This window comes from Marinilabilia rubra, assembly GCF_003121985.1.
Classification (GTDB): domain Bacteria; phylum Bacteroidota; class Bacteroidia; order Bacteroidales; family Marinilabiliaceae; genus Marinilabilia; species Marinilabilia rubra.
This window is the reverse complement of record NZ_QEWP01000027.1, coordinates 1-19,497: the sequence shown is the minus strand read 5'-3', so window position 1 is coordinate 19,497 and position 19,497 is coordinate 1. Positions and strand designations below refer to the sequence as shown.

Sequence of the window (19,497 nt, the reverse complement as noted above, 5' to 3'; positions counted from 1 at the left end):
TATTTTAAAATAATTCAAACCGGTATAATGTCGGTTATATTTCATCCACAGAACCAGGAATTATGGATTCATTTTCGTTTGTCGGAAACAGCGACATAGACGCGATTGAAAAACTTTATGAAGATTACAAGAACAACCCCGATTCAGTTGACGCCGGATTAAGAGATTTTTTCAGAGGATTTGATTTTGCCCTGAAAAGTTTTAATGGGTCAGCTGCCGGATTGGTTGATAAGGAGTTTAACGTTATTAACCTTATTCACAGTTATCGACAGCGTGGCCATTTGTTTACCGGTACCAATCCGGTACGTACAAGACGCAAGTATTTTCCGACACTTGATATTGAAAATTTTGGCCTTTCCGAGTCGGATTTAAATACTGTTTTTCAGGCGGGTAATGATATTGGGTTGGGAAGTGTTCCGCTTCGCGATATTGTTGACCATCTGAAACAAACTTATTGTGGATCAGTGGGGGTTGAGTACCTCTATATTCGTCATCCCGAAATGGTGTCATGGTTGAAAAAGAGGATGGAAGAGGTACGCAACACCCCCTCATTCACAAAAGATAAGAAAATGCGCATTTACCACCGGCTCAAAGAAGCGGTGGGTTTTGAGAATTTTATTCATAAAAAATTCGTCGGACAAAAGCGCTTCTCCCTGGAAGGTACTGAGGTATTGATTCCCGGGCTGGATGCCATTATCGAGAAAGGGGCTGAACTTGGTATCCGTGAAGTAACTATTGGTATGGCTCACCGGGGCAGACTTAATGTGCTGGCAAATATTCTAAAAAAGCCGGTGCGTGATATTTTTAATGAGTTTAATGGTGATCAATACGATGATAGTATCTCTCTTGGGGATGTGAAATACCACCTGGGATATGATAATGATATTGAGACACTTTCCGGTTCAAATGTAAAGGTTAATTTGGTGCCCAATCCCTCTCATTTGGAGGCTGTGACACCTGTTGCTGAAGGATTAACCAGATCCCGTGCCGAACTTACTCACAGTGGTGATTTTGACAAGATCATTCCTGTTATCCTGCATGGAGATTCCGCTATTGCCGGCCAGGGTGTGGTATATGAAGTGGTGCAGATGGCCAGGCTGAATGGCTATTCCACAGGCGGGACCATTCATATCGTGATCAATAATCAGGTAGGCTTTACAACAAACTATCTGGATGCCCGCTCGAGCACTTACTCTACCGATGTGGGCAAAGTAACCCGCAGCCCGGTGTTCCATGTAAATGGTGATGATGCTGAAGCCATTGTCTATGCTTTGGAGTTGGCTGTTGAATATCGCCAGACTTTTCATACCGATGTTTTTATCGATATCTTGTCCTACCGCAAGCATGGGCACAATGAAGGGGATGAACCGCGATTTACCCAGCCTACGCTTTACAAAGCCATTGCCTCCCATCCCAATCCGCACGATATTTATGCAGGTCGGTTGAAGGATGAAAAATTGCTCAGTAAGAAGGATGTATCTCACTTTCAGAATGAATATTCCGACAGCCTGGAGAAAGAACTGGAAGCCTCTCAAAAAACAGATGTGGTTCATATTCGTAAGTTTTTAAAGGACTTATGGAGTGATTACCGGCATGCAGAGGACGATGACTTCTTAAATTCGCCGGAAACAGCTGTTGATAAAAAGCTGTTACTCGATTTGGCTGATAAAATTAATACATTGCCATCAGATAAAAAATTCTTCCGTAAACTGGAAAAACTGGTCGAGGACAGAAAAAAGATGGTCAGCGAAAACAGGCTGGATTGGGCAATGGGAGAGTTGCTGGCTTATGCCTCCTTGCTGAAAGAAGGTCATCCGGTAAGGGTAAGCGGACAGGATGCTGTGCGGGGTACTTTTGCTCATCGGCATGCCGGTTTTACACTCGAAGACCTGGCGGAATCCTATTTCCCGTTACAACACATTGATGCTGTTCAGCCTACTTTCAATATTTACAATTCGCCACTCAACGAATATGGTGTCCTTGGCTTTGAATACGGATTTGCCTTGGGTGCGCCTAATGGGTTGACCATTTGGGAAGCGCAGTTTGGCGACTTCTTTAATGTGGGACAAGTGGTCGTCGACCAGTTTGTTAGCTCGGCTGAAGAAAAATGGGGGTTGATGAACGGGCTTGTAATGTTGTTGCCACATGGATTTGAAGGGCAGGGGCCCGAGCATTCCAGTGCTCGCATTGAACGTTTTTTGAATCAGGCTGCAGGCAACAATATGCAGGTCTTGAATTGTACCACACCCGCCAATTTGTTTCATGCCTTGAGGCGACAGCTTCATCGGGATTTCAGAATTCCATTGGTCGTGTTTACGCCTAAAAGTTTATTGCGTCATCCCAAATGTGTTTCTACCATTGAAGATCTGGCAGATGGTGGTTTTCAGGAGGTGATAGATGATGCCAATACAGAACCGGAAAAGGTAAAACGTGTGGTGTTTTCAACAGGTAAAATATACTATGACCTCCTGGCACGTAAGGAAGAATTAAATGCCACCGATGTTGCCTTAATACGAGTAGAACAGCTGCATCCGTTCCCCAAAAAGCGGATATTGGAGACTGTGGAAAAATATCCCAATGCATTGTTGAATCTTTGGGTGCAGGAGGAACCTGAGAATATGGGTGCCTGGTATTATGTGGAAAATCAGATTCCGGAGTTGAAGCTTGTTCCCGTGGCCCGTTTGGCAAGTGCCAGTCCGGCGACCGGATTGAACGGTCTGCATGTGGTGGGCCAAAAAGAGATTGTTGGAAAAGTATTTAAGAAATGCCATTGTGAGCTTCAGAACGATTATTGCGGATTGCAGTGTGTGGAAGGGAAGACCAGGGCTGAAATCCTCAAACAACATAAATACTTTGAATCACCGCAACGTTTTTCAATATAAGTAAGTACAGGCAGAAGTTTATGAGACAGAAGTTAGAAGAAGGGCTATTTTTGAATTATTTAAAGCATAATCATTAACTGAATAAAAAAGATCAAAATATTCCCAATCATGATAGATGTTAAAGTACCAAGTCCGGGAGAATCTATAACTGAAGTTGAATTGGCCAATTGGCTGGTGTCTGATGGAGATCTGGTTCAAAAAGATCAGGATCTGGCTGAAATTGAATCAGACAAGGCTACATTAATGCTTAATGCGCCTAAAAGCGGCAAAATTTCCATTGATGTAGAAGAGGGAACCACCGTTTCAGTAGGGGATGTAGCTTGTCGCATTGATACCTCTGTGAAGGTGCCGGATGAGGAGGAAGAGCCTGACGAAGCTGAGGAAGAAGAAGCTCAACAAAAGAAGGAAGAGCCCAAAGAAGAGATAAAAGAGGAAACGAAAAAAGAGCCGGAATCCAATGCTTCAGAAAAAGCTGCTTCCCAGTCAGATAAGAAAAGTGATGTAAAAAATGACAAAGTGAGGCCAACGCCACTTGCACGTGAAAAAATGAAAGCAGCAGGACTTTCGGTCGATGATATTGTGGAGGGATTGAAAAAATTATCAGTGTCTGATGTGGATGCTGTTATTGAGGGTGTATCTGCAAAGCCTTCAATGGGAGGGAGTGAAGAGCCCGACCGCTCGGAAAAGAGGGAGAAAATGACTCAGCTACGCAAAAAGCTTAGTCAAAGACTCGTAAGTGTAAAGAACGAAACGGCCATGCTTACCACTTTTAATGAAGTGGATATGTCGGGAGTGATGGAGATTCGCAAAAAATACCAGGATAAATTTGTGGAGAAACACGGCCTTAAGCTGGGATTTATGTCATTCTTCCTGAAAGCATCCGCGCTGGCCTTGAAGATGCGGCCTAAGGTCAACAGTATGATTGACAAAGAGGAAATTGTTACTCCTCAGTATGTTGATATATCAGTAGCTGTCCAAACTCCTAAAGGATTGATGGTGCCGGTTATTCGAAATGTGGATAAACTATCCCTTGCTCAGATAGAGATTGAACTGAAGGAGCTGGCCAAAAAAGCACGCGCAGGTAAAATTTCTTTAGAAGAAATGTCTGGAGGGACTTTTACCATAACCAATGGAGGCGTTTTTGGATCTATGCTATCCACCCCCCTGATAAATCCCCCCCAATCGGCCATTCTGGGTATGCATAATATCGTCGAGAGGCCGGTGGCAGTGGATGGAAAAGTGGAAGTGCGTCCCGTTATGTACACCGCATTAAGCTACGACCACCGGTTGATTGATGGCAAAGATTCTGTTGGATTCCTTATGGATGTTAAAAAAATGCTTGAAAAGCCTGAGAATTTGCTTTATGGAGGAGGAGATCCTTTGGCAGATTTACTGAATCTTTGAATAGTGGATAGTTTATAGTGGTTAGAGAATAGTAGATAGCCAACAAATAACTATCTACTATTCTCTAACCACTAACCACTATCTTATCCGGTCCATAGATCTTATCAAAGCTTCATCTTTGCCAATTGCCCTTAGGGCCAGGTAAACAAATACCATAGCCACCAATGGCAATACCAACGGCCAGTTGAAGGACAATTCAGTAGCTCTCAGTTCTTTTGCACCGGTTTTTCCCATGTAATAAATCATCCCTGATAGTCCCAGTAAAAAGCCTAAGTTCAAGGCACACAGGCGAATTTGAATCAGTCGTTTCTTAAAGAGGAAGATGGTTATTAATGAAACCAGAGTGGTAAGCCCTGTTAATATGGATAATGCCCATCCCGGCATAACCAGCTGGGCCGCCCCTTCGGCTTCTACTTCATAGATGCCTCTCCAGGTAAGCTCATAAAGATCTTCCATATTCGCCATCTCTGCCATTGACAGAAAGAACAGGCTGCCGCTCAATATGGCTGCTACGAGTAAGAATATACTTTGAATGCGTTGAATCATAATGTTTCTGTTTTTTTGTGCAAAAGTAAAAATATTTGTCGAATCCTATTCTTCGAATTTTTGGGAACAGATTTTTATATAAGACAGACAATTATGGTAGCATGATCTGTCAGTCCATTACCTTCTTCTGTCTCTAAAACTTCTGTCTATCCTTGCCTGGCTCTAATAACGATGTCCGGGAAAAATCTAACGATCTATATCGGAGGGCTTCGTTAAGCGTTTATAGTTGCCTGTTGGTTATCTACTTATCTGCAATGCGCAATTTGTAATAAAGTACAAATTATCATCGATATTGAGTTTATCTTACATCTAAAAATCTAACCATCCGTGGATATTTAAAATCTCTTATATGGTTCATGGATGCCCCAATTTTTCCATAATTGAAGGCCTGCTGGTTTCATATTACAATAATTTTCGCTTATTTTGAATATAACTGTTGAGTCATGTGTTTTTATCAGCATGAAAAATGTTTTTAAGATCTGAGGTTGCATGCATAGAGATACTTATAAATGTAATTTGTGTGAGCTCTGTGCTGTGATCGTTTCATCTGAATTCCTTTAGATTTTAAAATCTGAAAATATGAGAAGAATAGAAGAATCTGAACTTATAATAAATCCTGACGGATCCGTTTTTCATCTGCATATTAAGCCGGATGAGTTGGCCCCTAACGTCATACTCGTGGGGGATCCCGGAAGAGTGGAGACGGTGGCAGCCTTTTTTGACAGTATTGAATTTTCTTCCAATAACCGTGAGTTTGTCTCCCGAACAGGAGTATACCGGGATACCCGCTTTACGGTTCTTTCTACCGGAATTGGGACAGATAATATCGACATCGTCCTTAATGAGCTGGATGCCCTGGTGAATGTGGACTTTGCAACCCGGAAAGTCAAACAACAACAGAAATCTATTAACATAGTCAGAATAGGCACTTCCGGTTCTTTGCAGGAAGATCTGCCGGTTGACAGCTGGTTGTTAAGTCAAAGTGCGATCGGGTTTGACGGGGTGTTGAATTTTTATGAAGGCTGCGAAAAAAATTCTGATTTGGAATTTGAGAAGCAATTGATTGAAGATATATCCTGGTCGCCAAGGCTAACAAGGCCTTATGTGGTTGAGGCCGACAAAGGGTTATTCAACCTTTTGCATGGCGAAAATGTTTATACTGGTGTAACCATTTCTGCACCGGGTTTTTATGGACCTCAGGGCAGAGTGCTTCGGTTGCCTTTGCAAGATGCTGACATAAATGAAAAGCTTTCTGACTTCAGGTTTGGGGAGAAACGAATTACCAATTATGAAATGGAGTGTTCGGCCATTTATGGCTTATCGGCTCTTTTGGGACATAAAGCAGCTACTGTTTGCGCCATTATTGCCAACCGAAATGCCGGAACCGCAAGTGAAGATTACAAACCTGTGATTAAAACATTGATTCAGTATGTGCTGGATCGTTTATCCCGATAAGGTTTCTGAGAGATATGGAAAATGACAGAATAAAAGCATTGATTACCTTGCTGGATGACCCAAGTGATGAGATTTTTCAATCGGTTGAGGATGAATTGCTGAAGGCAGATGTGGAGGTAGTCCCCGAGCTTGAAAAGGCCTGGGAGGATCATGCTGACGGACTTTTTCAGGAAAGAATCGAAAACATCATCCACTCGATCCAATTCAGGGATGTAAAAAAGCGATTCAAAGCCTGGGTTACTTTTAACGGGGATGATTTGTTGACTGGGGCGTGGCTTGTTTCAAAATACCAGTACCCCGAGCTGACTTTTGATGATGTTGATGAATCAATTAATAAACTCCGGAAAGACATATGGCTTGAGTTGAATGAACACCTCACAGCTCTTGAAAAAGTAAGGATCATTAATCATATACTTTTTGATGTTCACGGATTTTCGCGAAACAACAGCAATTTCCTGGCACCGCAAAACTCTTTTATTTGTGATGTGCTGGATACCCGTAAAGGAAATCCCATCTCGCTTTCCATTATTTATTCGGTGATTGCCAATCGTCTTGGACTGCCGATCTACGGCGTGAACCTTCCTAAAAATTTTATTTTGGCCTTTATGGATGAGCCCGGACCTGCTTCCGGAATTTTGGTCAGGGAAGAATCTTCTGTTTTGTTTTATATAAACCCTATTAACAAAGGAGCTGTTCTGGGGCGTAAAGAAATTGAGCACTTTATTAAGCAACAAAAGCTTGAACCTCGTTATGCTTATTATGAGCCATGCTCTAACATTGAAACCATTCGAAGGGTGCTGAATAACCTTATGGTGGCTTATGAACATGCAGGCCAATTGGTGAAAATCGAAGAAATCAGGGAGTTGCTGGCTATAATTGATGAAGATTCCATGTTTTAGTTTTCGCGTTTTATGGGCGAAAACCTGCTATTAGCATACACTTGCATCTTTATAAAAATAAAACACCTAAATAAATGATAAACCAAATTTTTGAAGGACTATATCCTGCCAAATTGTGGGATTATTTTGATCAGATATGTCAAGTTCCAAGACCTTCCAGGCATGAAGAAAAAATAGTAGACTGGCTACTTGAATTTGCTGAGCAGAACGGTTTCGAAGGGAAACGTGATAAAATTGGAAATGTTCTGATTTCAAAACCGGCCTCTCCAGGCATGGAAGACCGGAAAACCGTTGTTTTGCAGTCACATGTTGATATGGTGGGAGAGAAGAACAACGATAAACAACACGATTTCTTTGTCGATCCTATTATCGCAGTCAGGGATGGCGGATGGATTAAAGCAGACGGAACCACACTTGGCGCTGACGACGGGATTGGAATTGCTGCTCAACTTGCGCTTTTGACATCCGATGATATTCCGCATCCTCCTCTTGAATGTCTTTTTACCGTGGATGAAGAAACCGGGCTTACAGGGGCTTTTAACCTTGGTGAGGGCTTTTTTAAAGGTCGCACTTTAATCAATCTCGATTCAGAAGATGAGGGTGAGTTGTTTATTGGTTGCGCCGGGGGAATCGATACGCTGGCTTATCTAAAACCTGATTATGAAAGTGTCCCGGAGGGATATACTGCACTGGAAATAAAAGTAACCGGATTGAAAGGAGGTCACTCGGGTGATGACATTCATAAAGGGCTTGGCAATGCCAACAAAATTCTGGTTCGCCTTCTCAGAAAATTAAACCGCGACCTGGGATTCAGACTGGCCGGTATAGATGGTGGTAATTTACGAAATGCGATTGCACGCGAAGCCTCTGCAATAGGAATGGTGCCTTCGAAATTCAAAGAAGAGGCGCGTGTGGCATTGAATGTTCTGGCGCATGATGTTGAGCAGGAATTTAGACACACGGATTCCGGTGTTAAGCTTTGGATGGGGTCTTGCGATCAGCCTGAAGAGCTTTTTTCGGCTAATTTTCAGAACAGATTGTTAAATGCTATTTATGCTTGTCCTCATGGTGTTATGGCCTGGAGTCAGGAAATTGATGGACTGGTTGAAACATCTACCAATTTGGCATCGGTGAAGTTGAAGGAAGACGAGATTTTGGTAACGACAAGTCAGCGTAGTTCTGTGGAAAGCGCAAGGGACGATATTTCTAACATGGTGAGCAGTGTTTTCGAATTGGCCGGTGCCCGGGTTGAGCATTCTGACGGTTATCCCGGATGGGAGCCAAACATGGAATCACCTGTTTTGGATGTTTCTGTATCTACTTACAAAAAACTGTTTGGAAATGAACCTGAAGTGAAGGCTATTCATGCCGGACTAGAGTGTGGCCTTTTCCTGCAGAAATACCCTGATATGGATATGATTTCCATTGGGCCAACCATCAAAGGTGCTCATTCTCCTGATGAGCGATTGGATATTGAAACCGTTCGTAAATTCTGGGATCACCTTCTGGATATATTGAAAAACCTGAAGTAATAGAAGAAACTTAAAACAGGCCAGTAGAATACCTGGCAAAAACGGCGCGCAGTTAACATGGGAGATGGATTTTAGAATCCAGTATTATTGACCGTGTCACCTGCGCGTCGGTTTGTCATTGTTTAAAAGGTTTAAAACTATTAAAGTTAGGCTTCCTGCCGCTCTGGTTGATGTCTTTGATTAATAGATTTTTAGCCTCGCATGAAGGACAACCTCCGCCGCAGGCACTGCCGCTGCCGGCAAACATAGTTTTCCAAAAGGAATAAATCGTGTAAACAAACGCTCCTGTCACTGTAATTCCTGTCAAAATCTCCTGTATCATATGGTTTGTTTTAATGGTGTTATATATTCTCAATACTCCGTTAAACTTTTGCAAAAAAGCTATAAATCAAGTTTTTGGAATTATGTGTGGTTGTTTTAAGCCTTGGTTGTTAATATTATACGATTTGTCTTAAATCTTACCTGACTGCTGTCAGGCAGGTGTCCAAAAATCTTACGATCTATTGTATTCTGTTTGTGCTCATAAATCTGCAATCTGACAATCAGCCTAGAACAGCTGTCCTGTCTGGTATATTATTAATGACAATAAATATGCCAATCCGGTTGTGTAAAAAATGGTAAATACAGCCCATTTCCAGGAAGCTGACTCTTTTCTAATGGCTGCTATTACAGCTACACATGGAAAGTATACCAATGTGAAAATCAAAAAAGAAAAGGCTGTCAATGACGTGAAAACAGGTGTCCCGTCCGGATAAGTGTCATTCTGAAGTTGTTCAATCAAATGAGAATTACCGCTGGTTTCACTATCATCAGCCTGGTAAAGAACGGCCATGGTACTTACCACAATTTCTTTGGCGGCCACGCCGCTTAGCAGACTAACTCCCATTTTCCAGTCAAAACCCAGTGGCTCGATTGCCGGCTCGATCGCCTTCCCAATCTGTCCAATATAACTGCCTTCATGTCTTAATTTTTCTTTCAGGTGCTTAAGCTGACTGAGCTTTTCGGATTGTTCCTCTTCTAATTTCTCTTGTAATTCACCATCTGCAACATCTTTAATTTCATCGTATTTCTGAACCAACTCCTGTTTTTGGGCTTCAATGGCTTTTGTAGCTTCATTTTGTCTTGGATAGTAGCCCAAAAACCAGATAATAATGGAAGCTACCATGATAACGCCTCCCATTTTTTTCAAATACTGGCTACCCTTGAACCACATGTGTCTGCTGGTGCTTTTTAAAGTTGGCAGTCGATAAGGCGGTAGTTCCATTACAAAGGGGGTGTCGCTTTTTTTGAATACAAATCGCTTAAAGATGCGCGCAACAATAACAGCCAGCAGAATCCCTATAGCATAAAGTGCAAAAAGAACTGTTCCCGGATGATCAGGAAAAAAGGCACCAATAAGCAGAATGTAAACCGGTAGCCGCGCACTGCATGACATGAAAGGATTAATGAGCATTGTGAGCAGCCTGTTATTCTTATCTTCTATGGTCCGGGTTGACATTATAGCAGGAACATTACATCCAAATCCCATTATCAAAGGGATGAAAGATTTACCATGTAATCCAATTTTATGCATTACCTTGTCCATGATGAATGCTGCCCTGGCCATGTACCCGGTGTCTTCCATGAAAGAGATGAAAAAGAAAAGGATAAGGATGTTAGGCAGAAAAACGATAACACCTCCTACTCCTCCTAAAATTCCGTCAACTATCAAATCGGTAAAAGGGCCTGGCGGTAAGGTGGAAGAAGCTAATCCTGATAGATAGGAAACTCCTTCTTCTATCCAGTTCATTGGATACTCTCCCAGCTTGAACGTTGCCTGAAACATAATCCATATGAATAGAAAGAAAAACGGAAACCCGAATAATCGATGTGTTAGAACGGTATCAATTATTTCTGTTTTTCTTCTCCGCTGCCTGGGATTTTCTTTGTAAGTTTCTTTCATCGCTCCCGCAATGAAACCATATCGCGAATCTGTAATGACTGTTTCGGAGTCTTCCTGAAAATTCTTTTCCAGCTTATGAATTTGTTCTCCGGTTTCTTTTAGAATCGGTTCGAATCTGGCATCTGAAAGTTGTTCCTGAAAAACATTGTCTTTTTCAAGTAACTTTATAGCCAGAAAACGTGGCGATACTTTGCTGGTTAGTTCAGGGAAATCTTTGGTGGTGTTTTCGATGGCTGCAATGGCCATCTCAATATGCTCTCCATAGTTTATTTTAACGCGTCTGGCCTTTTCAATTTTGTCTTCATAAACGTTGACCACCATTTCAAACAATTCACTGATGCCTTTTCCTCTATATCCAACAGTCGGAACGAAAGGAATGCCCAACAATGTCCCCATATTATGGTGGTCAATCTTGTCTCCCTTTTTCTGAAGGTCATCGTACATGTTAAGTGCCACTACTGTTCGCACGTCCATGTCAATGAGCTGGGAGGTGAGATAAAGGTTGCGCTCGAGATTGGAAGCATCAACCACATTTATGATAATATCCGGTGTTTCATAGCTGATGTGCTCCCTTACATATACTTCTTCCGGACTGTACGCTGAAAGAGAATAGGTGCCCGGAAGGTCAGATACTTTTAAAGTATAATCCTTATGGTAGAAATAGCCTGTTTTTATATCGATGGTAACACCGCTGTAGTTGCCCACATGTTCATTGGCCCCACTGGCTTGATTAAAAATAGTGGTCTTCCCGCAGTTGGGATTTCCAACCAACGCTACATTGATGGTTTTTCGTCTCTCTGTGGCTTGCCGTGTAAGTATATCATCATTGGTGGTTCCCTGGTAATTTGCGGTTTCCAGCGATTTTGCTTCTTCGCTGGAGACCACCTCAATAAGACTGGCCTCGCTGCGGCGCAGGGAAACCTTATAGTCCATTACCTTGTATTCGATGGGGTCTTTGAGCGGGGCATTTTTGATAACGGTTACTCTCTTCCCCTTTACAAATCCCATTTCGATAATGCGTTTCCTAAAAGCGCCATGGCCTTTTACTTTAACAATTACTCCCTCCTGGCCATTTGTGAGTTCTGCTAGATTCATATATCGGGATGATCTTAAAGTTTAACGTGATTAGCCTTTTGTCCTTGTTAATGTGATGGTTAAATGAGACAGGCTTTTCTTGTCAAAATACAATTATTGCATATTAAAATTTCTCAAAAATAACAAGAGATCGGTTCCCCAACAATCCCCATATTTAGGTATTTTATCTCTCAGCCACACAAACAACTCAAAATCTTCTTTTCCGGCTTATGCTTTTCAAGCGGTTTGCGCTCATTATTGTTTTTCAATAGGGTTATTATTTGTTTTCGACACCTGCCTTGTCACGGAATAACTGTTGATTTGTGATTCCGGATAACAGACAAATCAGGTAAAAATGTCAGTAGCTTTTGTCTTTCTGTGACTTTAAGGCAGAAATTAACTCTAAAACATTAAAGTAACCTTTTGGTTGTTCTTTTGGTAAGATTATTGAAAGGGATATAGTAATCAAAAAAAGGACGCCATGGATTTTTCAGGTACATTCGAAGATTTTCAAAAAGTTGTAAGAGAGAATGGGGGCGAAGTTCAGATCATGGAACGTGAGGTTGGTCTGGATACTCAGATGGCGTATATGCGTATGTCGAAAGAGGTGAAAAGCAATTTAGAACCCAATAAAGTAGTGGCAGGTCAATTTGAGTTGTGGGATGAAAATTCCTCGCGCAAAAGTAAGCGAAAACGCCTTGCTTCACTGGCTTCGTTGGGTAGCCCGGATGCCATTCGCACCCTTCAAAAGTATTATGAAGGTCCTGACAGGGAGCTTGAAGATTGGACCTATCTGGCTCTTCAGGAATGTAAGTTGGTGTTTCAGGCAACAACGCTTGATCATCCACCTATGTTTATTTCAACCGGACTGGGGGGGAGGGGGCAAAAACTTCGGTTTTTTGGAGCTTTTTTTGCAGAAGATGGAAAACCTTTTGAAGAAACCAGGCAAAAAGTAATATCCGGCGAGGTGGAATATATGTTCGAAAAGTTTGAAGGAAAGCTGGAATTTATTGCCTTCTCCGGGCAATTTGTTACTTTTTGGGGGTTGGTGCCTATTGATGTCTCATTAAATGAGAAAGTTAAAGCAGCAGTCGATGAAGCCAACTTTTTGGGTGGCGGCCTTAGAAATGATTTTATTCTTACCAATGTCAAGAAGCTTACTTTCCATGAATTGGGGGAGATATTAACGAAAATAGATAATAATCAGCTCGGTAATGATGAGAGCGATGAAGACATTGTTCAATAGTCAGCACAGGCAGTAGTAATAGTCTTTTAAGCTTTTCCAATAAGCATTGAATCAGTTGTTTGCATTCGATGAGGGGCTTGTGTTAATGTGCATATTTTCAGCGCCATACGAGTCGTCTCAAGTGTTGCCTGACTGCCGTCAGGCAGATATCTATAAATCTAAAGGTCTGTTGAGTATAACATATCACATAAAAACGGGGTTGCAAAATATGAATGCAACCCCGTTTCTTCTGAAAATGCTTTAACTTTTACTTACTCAAGTCTTCAAAATCAACATTGGTATATTCGGCAGTAGAAAGTTCATCTTCTGATTCCTTTGCCGGCGCCTCTTGTTGCCCTTCTTCATTGTAGACCCCTTGTTCGGCCTGAATAAAATCAATGGCATCCTTAAGTCCGTCTGCAAACTTTTCAAAATCTTCCTTGTAAAGGAATAGCTTGTGTTTTTCAAAGCGAAAACGGCCATCTTCCTCAAAGCGCTTTTTGCTTTCTGTAATCGTCAGGTAATAATCATTTTTTCGCGTGGCCTTTACATCAAAAAAATAAGTACGTTTCCCGGCTCTTACGGCTTTTGAAAAGATATCGTCCCTATCATTTCTCTTTTTTTCAAAAGCATCTTTTTTGTCAAATCCTTCCATCTTAAAATAAATTTTTTTGAGTAAGAAAACATTTTGTTTCTTCAGGTCAAAAATGGCAATAATTTTTTGAATAAACCAAGAATTGTTTACAAAATTATTCCAAATTTTGAACTATTTAACGGCTGATTCTGTTTTTATCGTTGTCCCGTCCCGGATTTTATAAAGGAAGAGGGATTTTTTTAAAAAAACAAATCTGCATTGCTTTGGGTGTCAGTTTTTTTTGAGCCGTCTGCCTGATTGGTCTTTTTACATGCTTTATTTTAACTGATGCACACTTGCCTAAATTAAAAAAACACCTACTTTTGTGGATGAATAATTATCTGAAGTAACAAAAGTTCTTTAACGAATGCTAAGTAGAAGACTGCTCCGAGTGAAAGTGATGCAAACGGTTTATAGTCATTTCAGAGGAGGTGGCTCCACTGTTCAACAGACTGAAAAGGAATTGTTTCACAGTATTTCCAAATCTCACGAACTTTATCACCTGCTTTTATTGTTGATCCTGGATGTCCGGGATTTGGCTGAAAAACGCATAGAAAACGGGCTGAACAAAAAACGGCCAACCTATGAAGATCTTCATCCTAATCGCAAGTTTATCAATAACAGAGTAATTCTTCAGCTGAAGGATAATAAACAGCTACTCAATTATATTGATGCAACCGGCTTGTCCTGGAAAAATAATGAGCAGTACGTAAAGGATGTTTTTAAACTTGTTCTCGAGTCTGAACTCTATAAGCAGTATATGGAGTCTGAAGAGGATTCGTATGAGGCAGACCGGAAATTTGTAGCCAAGCTTTTCGAAAAGGTAATAGGGCAGTATCTGCCTCTTTACGGCCTTTTTGAGGAGCAAAGTATTTTCTGGAACGATGAAGCTGAGTTTGTTGTGAGCATCGTAGTCAAAACCGTCAAGGAGTTTGATGAATCGAAAGGGGAGGATCAACTTCTCCAAAGAGAGTTTAAAGATCAGGAAGACCGTGAATTTGTGAAAACCCTTTTTCGAAAGGCGGTTGTGAATAACATTGAATACCAGGATCTGATTAAAAAATTTTCCAGAAACTGGGATCTTGATCGTGTGGCATATCTCGATATTGTTTTGATGCAGATTGCCATTGCCGAAGTTATGGAGTTTCCCAAAATTCCTGTAAAGGTGACCTTGAACGAGTACATTGAAATTGCAAAACACTATTCAACACCTAAAAGTGGTAATTTTATCAATGGACTACTCGATAAAATAATAAACCACTTAAGGAATGATGAGCAATTGATTAAGCTATCCGGAGCAGACGAGTAATTGTTTTTATCTTGAAAATGCTATTTCTAAACCATGGTGAAAAAAACTAGAACTCTTGTGCTTTGCACTTTTTTTACAACCATAACCCTGGTTATGGGAGGGTGTGGCATGAAACCGGGGAATAAAACCCTGAAAAATGATGGTCAGGAAATTGTAGATGACAAGAACCCGGGACAGCCGGTGTTTAGTAACAGTGAGCATGATTTTGGTGAAATTGAGCCGGGAGATGAGGTGGGAGCGAGATTTAGTTTTTCCAATAAAGGAGCAGGTTCACTTATAATTGAACGCGTTTCAACCGGATGTGGCTGTACTGTTGCTGAATATTCAAAAAAACCTGTTAGTCCCGGAGACGAAGGATTTGTGGAAGTTATTTTTGATAGCCGGGGAAAACATGGCGCTCAGTTTCAGCAGGTCAATGTGTATTTTCAGGGACTGAATAAGCCGTCTCGATTATCAATTGTTGCTCAAGTTGTTAAAAAATAGTTATATTGCGACCTGATATTTTCAGGATGTCTAAAATTTAGAACCAAAATTTAGTAATATTATGATGAGTTTGTTTTTACAAGCTGGCGGTGGCGAAGGAAGCCCCAATATGCTTATGCAATTATTGCCTTTTTTATTGATTATTGTGGTGTTTTATTTCTTTATGATTCGCCCCCAGGTAAAAAGGCAAAAAGAATTAAGAAAGTATCGTGAAAGCCTTAAAAAAGGTGATAAGGTTGTCACTACCGGCGGTATTTACGGTAAGGTGACCGAGGTTAAAGAAAGTCATGTTGTGATTGAAATAGCTCAGGACGTTAACATAAAAGTAGACAAGGCTGGCATCATTATGGATATGTCTGACGCAGCCAAGAAATAACAGCCATTTTTATTGGTTATTACTTTATGATTTTGTTATAACGGGTCAATGATTAAATTTGTAAATCATTGACCTTTTTTTATTTGCTTTGTTTGAGTAATATTTTCTCCGAATTCTAAAAAGACGTTTTAGATAGGAGCCGCTGAAAAAGTCAAAAGGGCAGAATTTACAAGCCGCCCTATCGAAGGAGTATTGAAATACTTCGAGATTGAGGCGGTGTAGTAAATTTTGTGCTTATGATTAGCCATTTTCATTTTATCAAGTGCAATGAGAAATTCGGGTATATTGTGAAATAACCTTGCACTTAAGTGTTTGTAGAGATGGTTTAAAGCTTTAAAAGCTTATAAAACAGGCGTTTTTCAGCGCTTCCGATATAAATTTACTTGAATTCAGGTTAAATGGTGGGGTCATTAAATTTTAGTGCATGGTCAGCAAAATCTCAAAAACTAATTTTATTCTCCTGTGGGACAGGATTAAAAACTGGTTTGCCCGCGTTCGCCAGGACAGGAATTTGTTTATTTTTCTTGTCTTTTTGGTTATTTCCACCGGATTCTGGTTTCTTAATGCCTTGCGCAAAGATTATACAGCCACATTAAGTTATCCGGTTAAGTTGGAAAATATTCCCGGGGAAAAAATGTTACCCGAAGACTTTAAAAGTCGCATTGATATTAAAGTTCGGGCAGGTGGCTTTGTGATCTTGAGATACCAGTTGAGCAATACTTTTCTTCCACTCACATTCGACGTTTCTCAGATGAATCCCGTTTCAGGAAATGGACGGGAAGGGGTTTTTGCTGTTACCAATGATGAACAAACCCGGATTGTAGGGCAATTGTCGCAAGGGATGGAATTAATAGAAGTTAATCCGGATACACTTTTTGTTCCCCTCATTGAAACCAGTTCAGCCAAATTACCCGTAAAAATTGATTCGGAGTTGAGTTTCGAGAAGCAATTTCTGCAGGCAGGAAATATTCTTTTTGAGCCAGATTCGGTGGTAGTGACCGGGCCTAAGCAAATTGTAGATACTATGCAGCTTGTTAAAGGAAAAAAACTAGTCTTTGATAATCTGTCCGATACTGTTTCAACGATGGTTCCTCTGACCCTGCCCGACCATGTTAGATCATCAGCTAAAAGGGTTTATGCAACGATTCCGGTTGAACCGTTTACCGAACTTTATCTTAAAGTGCCTCTTAAAATCAAAGGCTTACCTGATAGTTTGCGCATTAAAACTTTTCCTTCCGAAATTCAAGTGTCATTCAGGGTGGGGATGAGTAAGTATGAAAGCATCACTCAAAATCAATTTCAGGCAGTCGTGGATGTCACCCATGTTTTTGGGGGAGAAAGACCCGATCGTCTAAAAGTTCGTTTAGACCGGGTGCCGAGGTATGTTGAATCGCTTAGTTTTTCTCCTATTTTTGTTGAATATCTTTTAGAAAAGAAACGATAAGGTGCAGAAAATTGGTGTAACCGGTGGAATCGGAAGTGGCAAATCAACTGTTTGCAGGATTTTTGAAACCATGAAAATCCCTGTTTACTATGCAGATTTACGTGCCCGCCGGCTTATTGAAAAAGATGAAAGAATCATTCAAGGCTACAAAAAATTGTTTGGTGATGAAGCCTATGACGCAGGAATTTTGGACCGTAATTTTGTAGCCGGAAAGGTTTTTGCGGATCCTTCTCTCTTAAGACGTGTCAATGAATTGGTTCACCCCGTTGTAAGAGAGGATTTCAAGGCATGGATTGCCATTCAGGAAGCTGACTATGTTATTCAGGAAGCCGCTGTTTTACTTGAAAGTGGAGGATATAAGACTTTGGATAAAGTAATATTGGTAAGTGCCCCAAAGGAACTTCGTTTATCCAGAGTAATCCAAAGAGACAGGATTGACAAAGAAAGGGTAAAGGAGCGAATGAAGAATCAGTGGACCGATGAGCAACGAAGGCTTTTATGTGATTATGAAGTGATAGCTGATGATGAGCATTTAATTGTTCCTCAAGTGTTGAATATACATAATGAATTAATAAAATAATGGGATTTCTGGGATCATTAATTGGATTTGGTTTAGGTTGGTGGGTATTTGGGCCAATTGGAGCTTTAATTGGAATGTTTTTGGGTGGTCAGGCAGAGCAGGCCACAACTATGGAAGGGAAAGTTGGAGGTGGTAGGCCACAAGGTACAGCCAGGGATGGTTTTGTGGTGTCATTACTGGTACTTATGACGGCGGTCATGAAGTCTGATGGCAAAGTTTTGCGTTCAGAATTAGATTATGTAAAGAATTATCTTCGCAATATGTTGGGTGATGAAAAAGCCAGAGATGCATTGGGAGTATTGCGTGATTTAATCAAGAAGGATATTCCGCTGGCCGATGTCTGCCATCAGGTGCGCGTTAATGTGGGTTACGACAGCAGAGTTCAATTATTGCATTTGCTTTTTGGGCTGGCCAAAGCCGATGGCTATTTAAATCCTGTGGAAGTAAAGACCATTGAGCAAATTGCCGGGTTGATCGGGGTGAGCCCTTCCGACTATCAGGCGGTTCTTAATATGTTTTACGACAATATTGAGTCTGCCTATAAAATTTTGGAAATTTCATCTAGTGCATCTGACGATGAAGTAAAGAAGGCCTACAGAAAGATGGCCCTGCGTTTTCACCCGGATAAGGTCAGTCATCTCGGACCTGAGTTTCAGAAGTCTGCCAATGAAAAGTTTGCCAAAGTTAATGATGCTTACAATAAAATAAAGAAAGAGCGGGGAATGAATTGAGGGTCCCGCTTTGTTTAATGAATGTTTGTGTTATTTTTGCAGCCTTAATTTAAATCTGTAGGAAAATGTTGAAAGGAATTCTTGCTATTTCCGGAAAACCCGGTCTTTTCAAGTTGATTACGAATGCTAAAAACAGCATTATTGTTGAATCTTTACTTGATGGAAAACGCATGCCGGCTTATGCTACATCAAAGATTAGCTCGCTGGAAGACATCTCAATTTTTACATTGGACGGAGATGTGAAACTGGCTGAGGTTTTTGCCAGTATTTTTGAAAAAGACCTGGATATTAATCCCAAGAAGGCATCCTCCAAGCAACTTAAAGAAGCTTTTAGCGAAGCTTTGCCGGATTATGATGAGGACAGAGTGTATGTTTCCGACATAAAAAAGGTATTTGCCTGGTACAATGTTTTAAAAGATAAAGCAATCATTACTTCTGAAAGTATTGAAGAAATGAGGAAAGAGGAAGAATCTGAAGAAGGGGATTCTGAAGAATAAAATTTTTTGTACTGATTAATTGGCAGTTATATTTTTGTTTGATTTTTATTGATCCTTTTGTTTGGAGAAACGAAATAATATCTGTTATCTTTGCACCCGCTTTGCGAGAGAGACCAACGGGTTTCGAGGGGCAGATAAGCTGAAATACTGACAATATTTGATAGTTAATTTTGAGAGTCGAAAGCGACACTAAAAAAACTTGAAAAATAAATTTGGCAGATTAAAAAACTTCACTTATCTTTGCACTCGCTTTTGAAAAATCTGACGGTCGCCGAAAGAGGCGCTAAGACAAGAAAGACAAAGCAAGGAGGGGCGTTAAGAGTTGAGTCAACCATTGACAAAAACTATTAACTAACCACCAACTAAAAAAAAAGATCTTTGACATTATTAATGCAAAACCAAAAAGCAAGGTAAAAGCGGATCCTAACAAGTCAATTTTAATTTCCGGATCAAGAGTCTTGAAGTTTTGGGATGAGTGCTTAAA

General features: G+C 40.7%; 17 protein-coding genes. 13 read left to right on the top strand and 4 right to left on the bottom strand.

Features of this window, described 5'->3' with window-relative positions:
• The first annotated feature begins 62 nt into the window (after positions 1 to 62).
• Positions 63 to 2,882: a 2-oxoglutarate dehydrogenase E1 component gene (locus DDZ16_RS19325; protein ID WP_109266129.1), complete on the top strand. Its 2,820-nt coding sequence runs from the start codon at positions 63 to 65 to the stop codon at positions 2,880 to 2,882.
• 108 nt (positions 2,883 to 2,990) lie between these two features.
• Entirely contained in the window at positions 2,991 to 4,286 is a 1,296-nt protein-coding gene (gene odhB, locus DDZ16_RS19320; protein ID WP_109266128.1) for a 2-oxoglutarate dehydrogenase complex dihydrolipoyllysine-residue succinyltransferase, read from the top strand.
• Between the two features lie 78 nt (positions 4,287 to 4,364).
• Here the strand turns inward: odhB and DDZ16_RS19315 are convergent, their stop codons facing one another.
• The gene (locus tag DDZ16_RS19315) at positions 4,365 to 4,832 is read right to left on the bottom strand and encodes a DUF4293 domain-containing protein (protein WP_109266127.1); all 468 of its coding nucleotides are present in this window, start codon (positions 4,830 to 4,832) and stop codon (positions 4,365 to 4,367) included.
• A 579-nt stretch (positions 4,833 to 5,411) separates the two neighbouring features.
• Here DDZ16_RS19315 and DDZ16_RS19310 point away from each other — a divergent pair.
• From DDZ16_RS19310 to DDZ16_RS19300, 3 genes are all read left to right on the top strand, one after another.
• Complete coding sequence (locus DDZ16_RS19310; RefSeq protein ID WP_109266126.1) at positions 5,412 to 6,287, top strand: nucleoside phosphorylase; 876 nt, start codon at positions 5,412 to 5,414, stop codon at positions 6,285 to 6,287.
• Positions 6,288 to 6,301: 14 nt separating this feature from the next.
• Positions 6,302 to 7,186 (top strand): transglutaminase-like domain-containing protein, encoded by an 885-nt coding sequence (locus DDZ16_RS19305; RefSeq protein ID WP_109266125.1) that lies wholly within the window; start codon positions 6,302 to 6,304, stop codon positions 7,184 to 7,186.
• 74 nt (positions 7,187 to 7,260) lie between these two features.
• Positions 7,261 to 8,718, top strand: a complete 1,458-nt coding sequence (locus DDZ16_RS19300; RefSeq protein ID WP_232526824.1) for an aminoacyl-histidine dipeptidase — start codon at positions 7,261 to 7,263, stop codon at positions 8,716 to 8,718.
• 115 nt (positions 8,719 to 8,833) lie between these two features.
• Here DDZ16_RS19300 and DDZ16_RS19295 read toward each other — a convergent pair whose 3' ends face one another.
• Together DDZ16_RS19295 and feoB are read right to left on the bottom strand one after the other, a co-directional pair.
• On the bottom strand, positions 8,834 to 9,040 hold the full coding sequence (locus DDZ16_RS19295) for a FeoB-associated Cys-rich membrane protein (protein WP_109266124.1): 207 nt from the start codon (positions 9,038 to 9,040) through the stop codon (positions 8,834 to 8,836).
• Positions 9,041 to 9,265: 225 nt separating this feature from the next.
• Complete coding sequence (feoB, locus tag DDZ16_RS19290; RefSeq protein ID WP_109266123.1) at positions 9,266 to 11,755, bottom strand: ferrous iron transport protein B; 2,490 nt, start codon at positions 11,753 to 11,755, stop codon at positions 9,266 to 9,268.
• Between the two features lie 460 nt (positions 11,756 to 12,215).
• Between feoB and DDZ16_RS19285 the strand changes: the two genes are divergently transcribed.
• Positions 12,216 to 12,980, top strand: coding sequence for a hypothetical protein (locus DDZ16_RS19285; RefSeq protein WP_109266122.1), 765 nt, complete (start codon positions 12,216 to 12,218; stop codon positions 12,978 to 12,980).
• A gap of 247 nt (positions 12,981 to 13,227) precedes the next feature.
• Here DDZ16_RS19285 and DDZ16_RS19280 read toward each other — a convergent pair whose 3' ends face one another.
• On the bottom strand, positions 13,228 to 13,614 hold the full coding sequence (locus DDZ16_RS19280) for a DUF3276 family protein (RefSeq protein WP_109266121.1): 387 nt from the start codon (positions 13,612 to 13,614) through the stop codon (positions 13,228 to 13,230).
• Positions 13,615 to 13,960: 346 nt separating this feature from the next.
• Between DDZ16_RS19280 and nusB the strand changes: the two genes are divergently transcribed.
• The 7 genes from nusB to DDZ16_RS19245 all read left to right on the top strand — a co-directional run bounded on the left by nusB (position 13,961) and on the right by DDZ16_RS19245 (position 19,013).
• The gene (nusB, locus tag DDZ16_RS19275) at positions 13,961 to 14,902 is read left to right on the top strand and encodes a transcription antitermination factor NusB (protein WP_109266120.1); all 942 of its coding nucleotides are present in this window, start codon (positions 13,961 to 13,963) and stop codon (positions 14,900 to 14,902) included.
• Between the two features lie 33 nt (positions 14,903 to 14,935).
• On the top strand, positions 14,936 to 15,385 hold the full coding sequence (locus tag DDZ16_RS19270; protein WP_109266119.1) for a DUF1573 domain-containing protein: 450 nt from the start codon (positions 14,936 to 14,938) through the stop codon (positions 15,383 to 15,385).
• A 61-nt stretch (positions 15,386 to 15,446) separates the two neighbouring features.
• Positions 15,447 to 15,761, top strand: coding sequence for a preprotein translocase subunit YajC (gene yajC, locus DDZ16_RS19265; RefSeq protein WP_109266118.1), 315 nt, complete (start codon positions 15,447 to 15,449; stop codon positions 15,759 to 15,761).
• 424 nt (positions 15,762 to 16,185) lie between these two features.
• On the top strand, positions 16,186 to 17,205 hold the full coding sequence (locus DDZ16_RS19260) for a YbbR-like domain-containing protein (RefSeq protein WP_109266117.1): 1,020 nt from the start codon (positions 16,186 to 16,188) through the stop codon (positions 17,203 to 17,205).
• A gap of 1 nt (position 17,206) precedes the next feature.
• A complete protein-coding gene (gene coaE, locus DDZ16_RS19255; protein WP_109266116.1) occupies positions 17,207 to 17,785 on the top strand; it encodes a dephospho-CoA kinase in 579 nt (192 codons plus the stop codon).
• The gene (locus DDZ16_RS19250; RefSeq protein WP_109266115.1) at positions 17,785 to 18,516 is read left to right on the top strand and encodes a TerB family tellurite resistance protein; all 732 of its coding nucleotides are present in this window, start codon (positions 17,785 to 17,787) and stop codon (positions 18,514 to 18,516) included. Before coaE ends, DDZ16_RS19250 begins: the two co-directional genes overlap by 1 nt.
• Before the next feature lie 65 nt (positions 18,517 to 18,581).
• Positions 18,582 to 19,013 carry a DUF5606 family protein gene (locus DDZ16_RS19245; protein ID WP_109266114.1) on the top strand — a complete coding sequence of 144 codons (432 nt, stop codon included), beginning with the start codon at positions 18,582 to 18,584 and terminating at the stop codon, positions 19,011 to 19,013.
• Positions 19,014 to 19,497 lie beyond the last annotated feature (484 nt).

What these genes read in the sequence shown, in the direction of transcription:
- DDZ16_RS19325 (WP_109266129.1), top strand. Translation starts at nt 63, where the DNA reads ATGGATTCATTTTCGTTTGTCGGAAACAGCGACATAGACGCGATTGAA.
- odhB (WP_109266128.1), top strand. Translation starts at nt 2,991, where the DNA reads ATGATAGATGTTAAAGTACCAAGTCCGGGAGAATCTATAACTGAAGTT.
- DDZ16_RS19315 (WP_109266127.1), bottom strand. Translation starts at nt 4,832, where the DNA reads ATGATTCAACGCATTCAAAGTATATTCTTACTCGTAGCAGCCATATTG.
- DDZ16_RS19310 (WP_109266126.1), top strand. Translation starts at nt 5,412, where the DNA reads ATGAGAAGAATAGAAGAATCTGAACTTATAATAAATCCTGACGGATCC.
- DDZ16_RS19305 (WP_109266125.1), top strand. Translation starts at nt 6,302, where the DNA reads ATGGAAAATGACAGAATAAAAGCATTGATTACCTTGCTGGATGACCCA.
- DDZ16_RS19300 (WP_232526824.1), top strand. Translation starts at nt 7,261, where the DNA reads ATGATAAACCAAATTTTTGAAGGACTATATCCTGCCAAATTGTGGGAT.
- DDZ16_RS19295 (WP_109266124.1), bottom strand. Translation starts at nt 9,040, where the DNA reads ATGATACAGGAGATTTTGACAGGAATTACAGTGACAGGAGCGTTTGTT.
- feoB (WP_109266123.1), bottom strand. Translation starts at nt 11,755, where the DNA reads ATGAATCTAGCAGAACTCACAAATGGCCAGGAGGGAGTAATTGTTAAA.
- DDZ16_RS19285 (WP_109266122.1), top strand. Translation starts at nt 12,216, where the DNA reads ATGGATTTTTCAGGTACATTCGAAGATTTTCAAAAAGTTGTAAGAGAG.
- DDZ16_RS19280 (WP_109266121.1), bottom strand. Translation starts at nt 13,614, where the DNA reads ATGGAAGGATTTGACAAAAAAGATGCTTTTGAAAAAAAGAGAAATGAT.
- nusB (WP_109266120.1), top strand. Translation starts at nt 13,961, where the DNA reads ATGCTAAGTAGAAGACTGCTCCGAGTGAAAGTGATGCAAACGGTTTAT.
- DDZ16_RS19270 (WP_109266119.1), top strand. Translation starts at nt 14,936, where the DNA reads ATGGTGAAAAAAACTAGAACTCTTGTGCTTTGCACTTTTTTTACAACC.
- yajC (WP_109266118.1), top strand. Translation starts at nt 15,447, where the DNA reads ATGATGAGTTTGTTTTTACAAGCTGGCGGTGGCGAAGGAAGCCCCAAT.
- DDZ16_RS19260 (WP_109266117.1), top strand. Translation starts at nt 16,186, where the DNA reads ATGGTCAGCAAAATCTCAAAAACTAATTTTATTCTCCTGTGGGACAGG.
- DDZ16_RS19250 (WP_109266115.1), top strand. Translation starts at nt 17,785, where the DNA reads ATGGGATTTCTGGGATCATTAATTGGATTTGGTTTAGGTTGGTGGGTA.
- DDZ16_RS19245 (WP_109266114.1), top strand. Translation starts at nt 18,582, where the DNA reads ATGTTGAAAGGAATTCTTGCTATTTCCGGAAAACCCGGTCTTTTCAAG.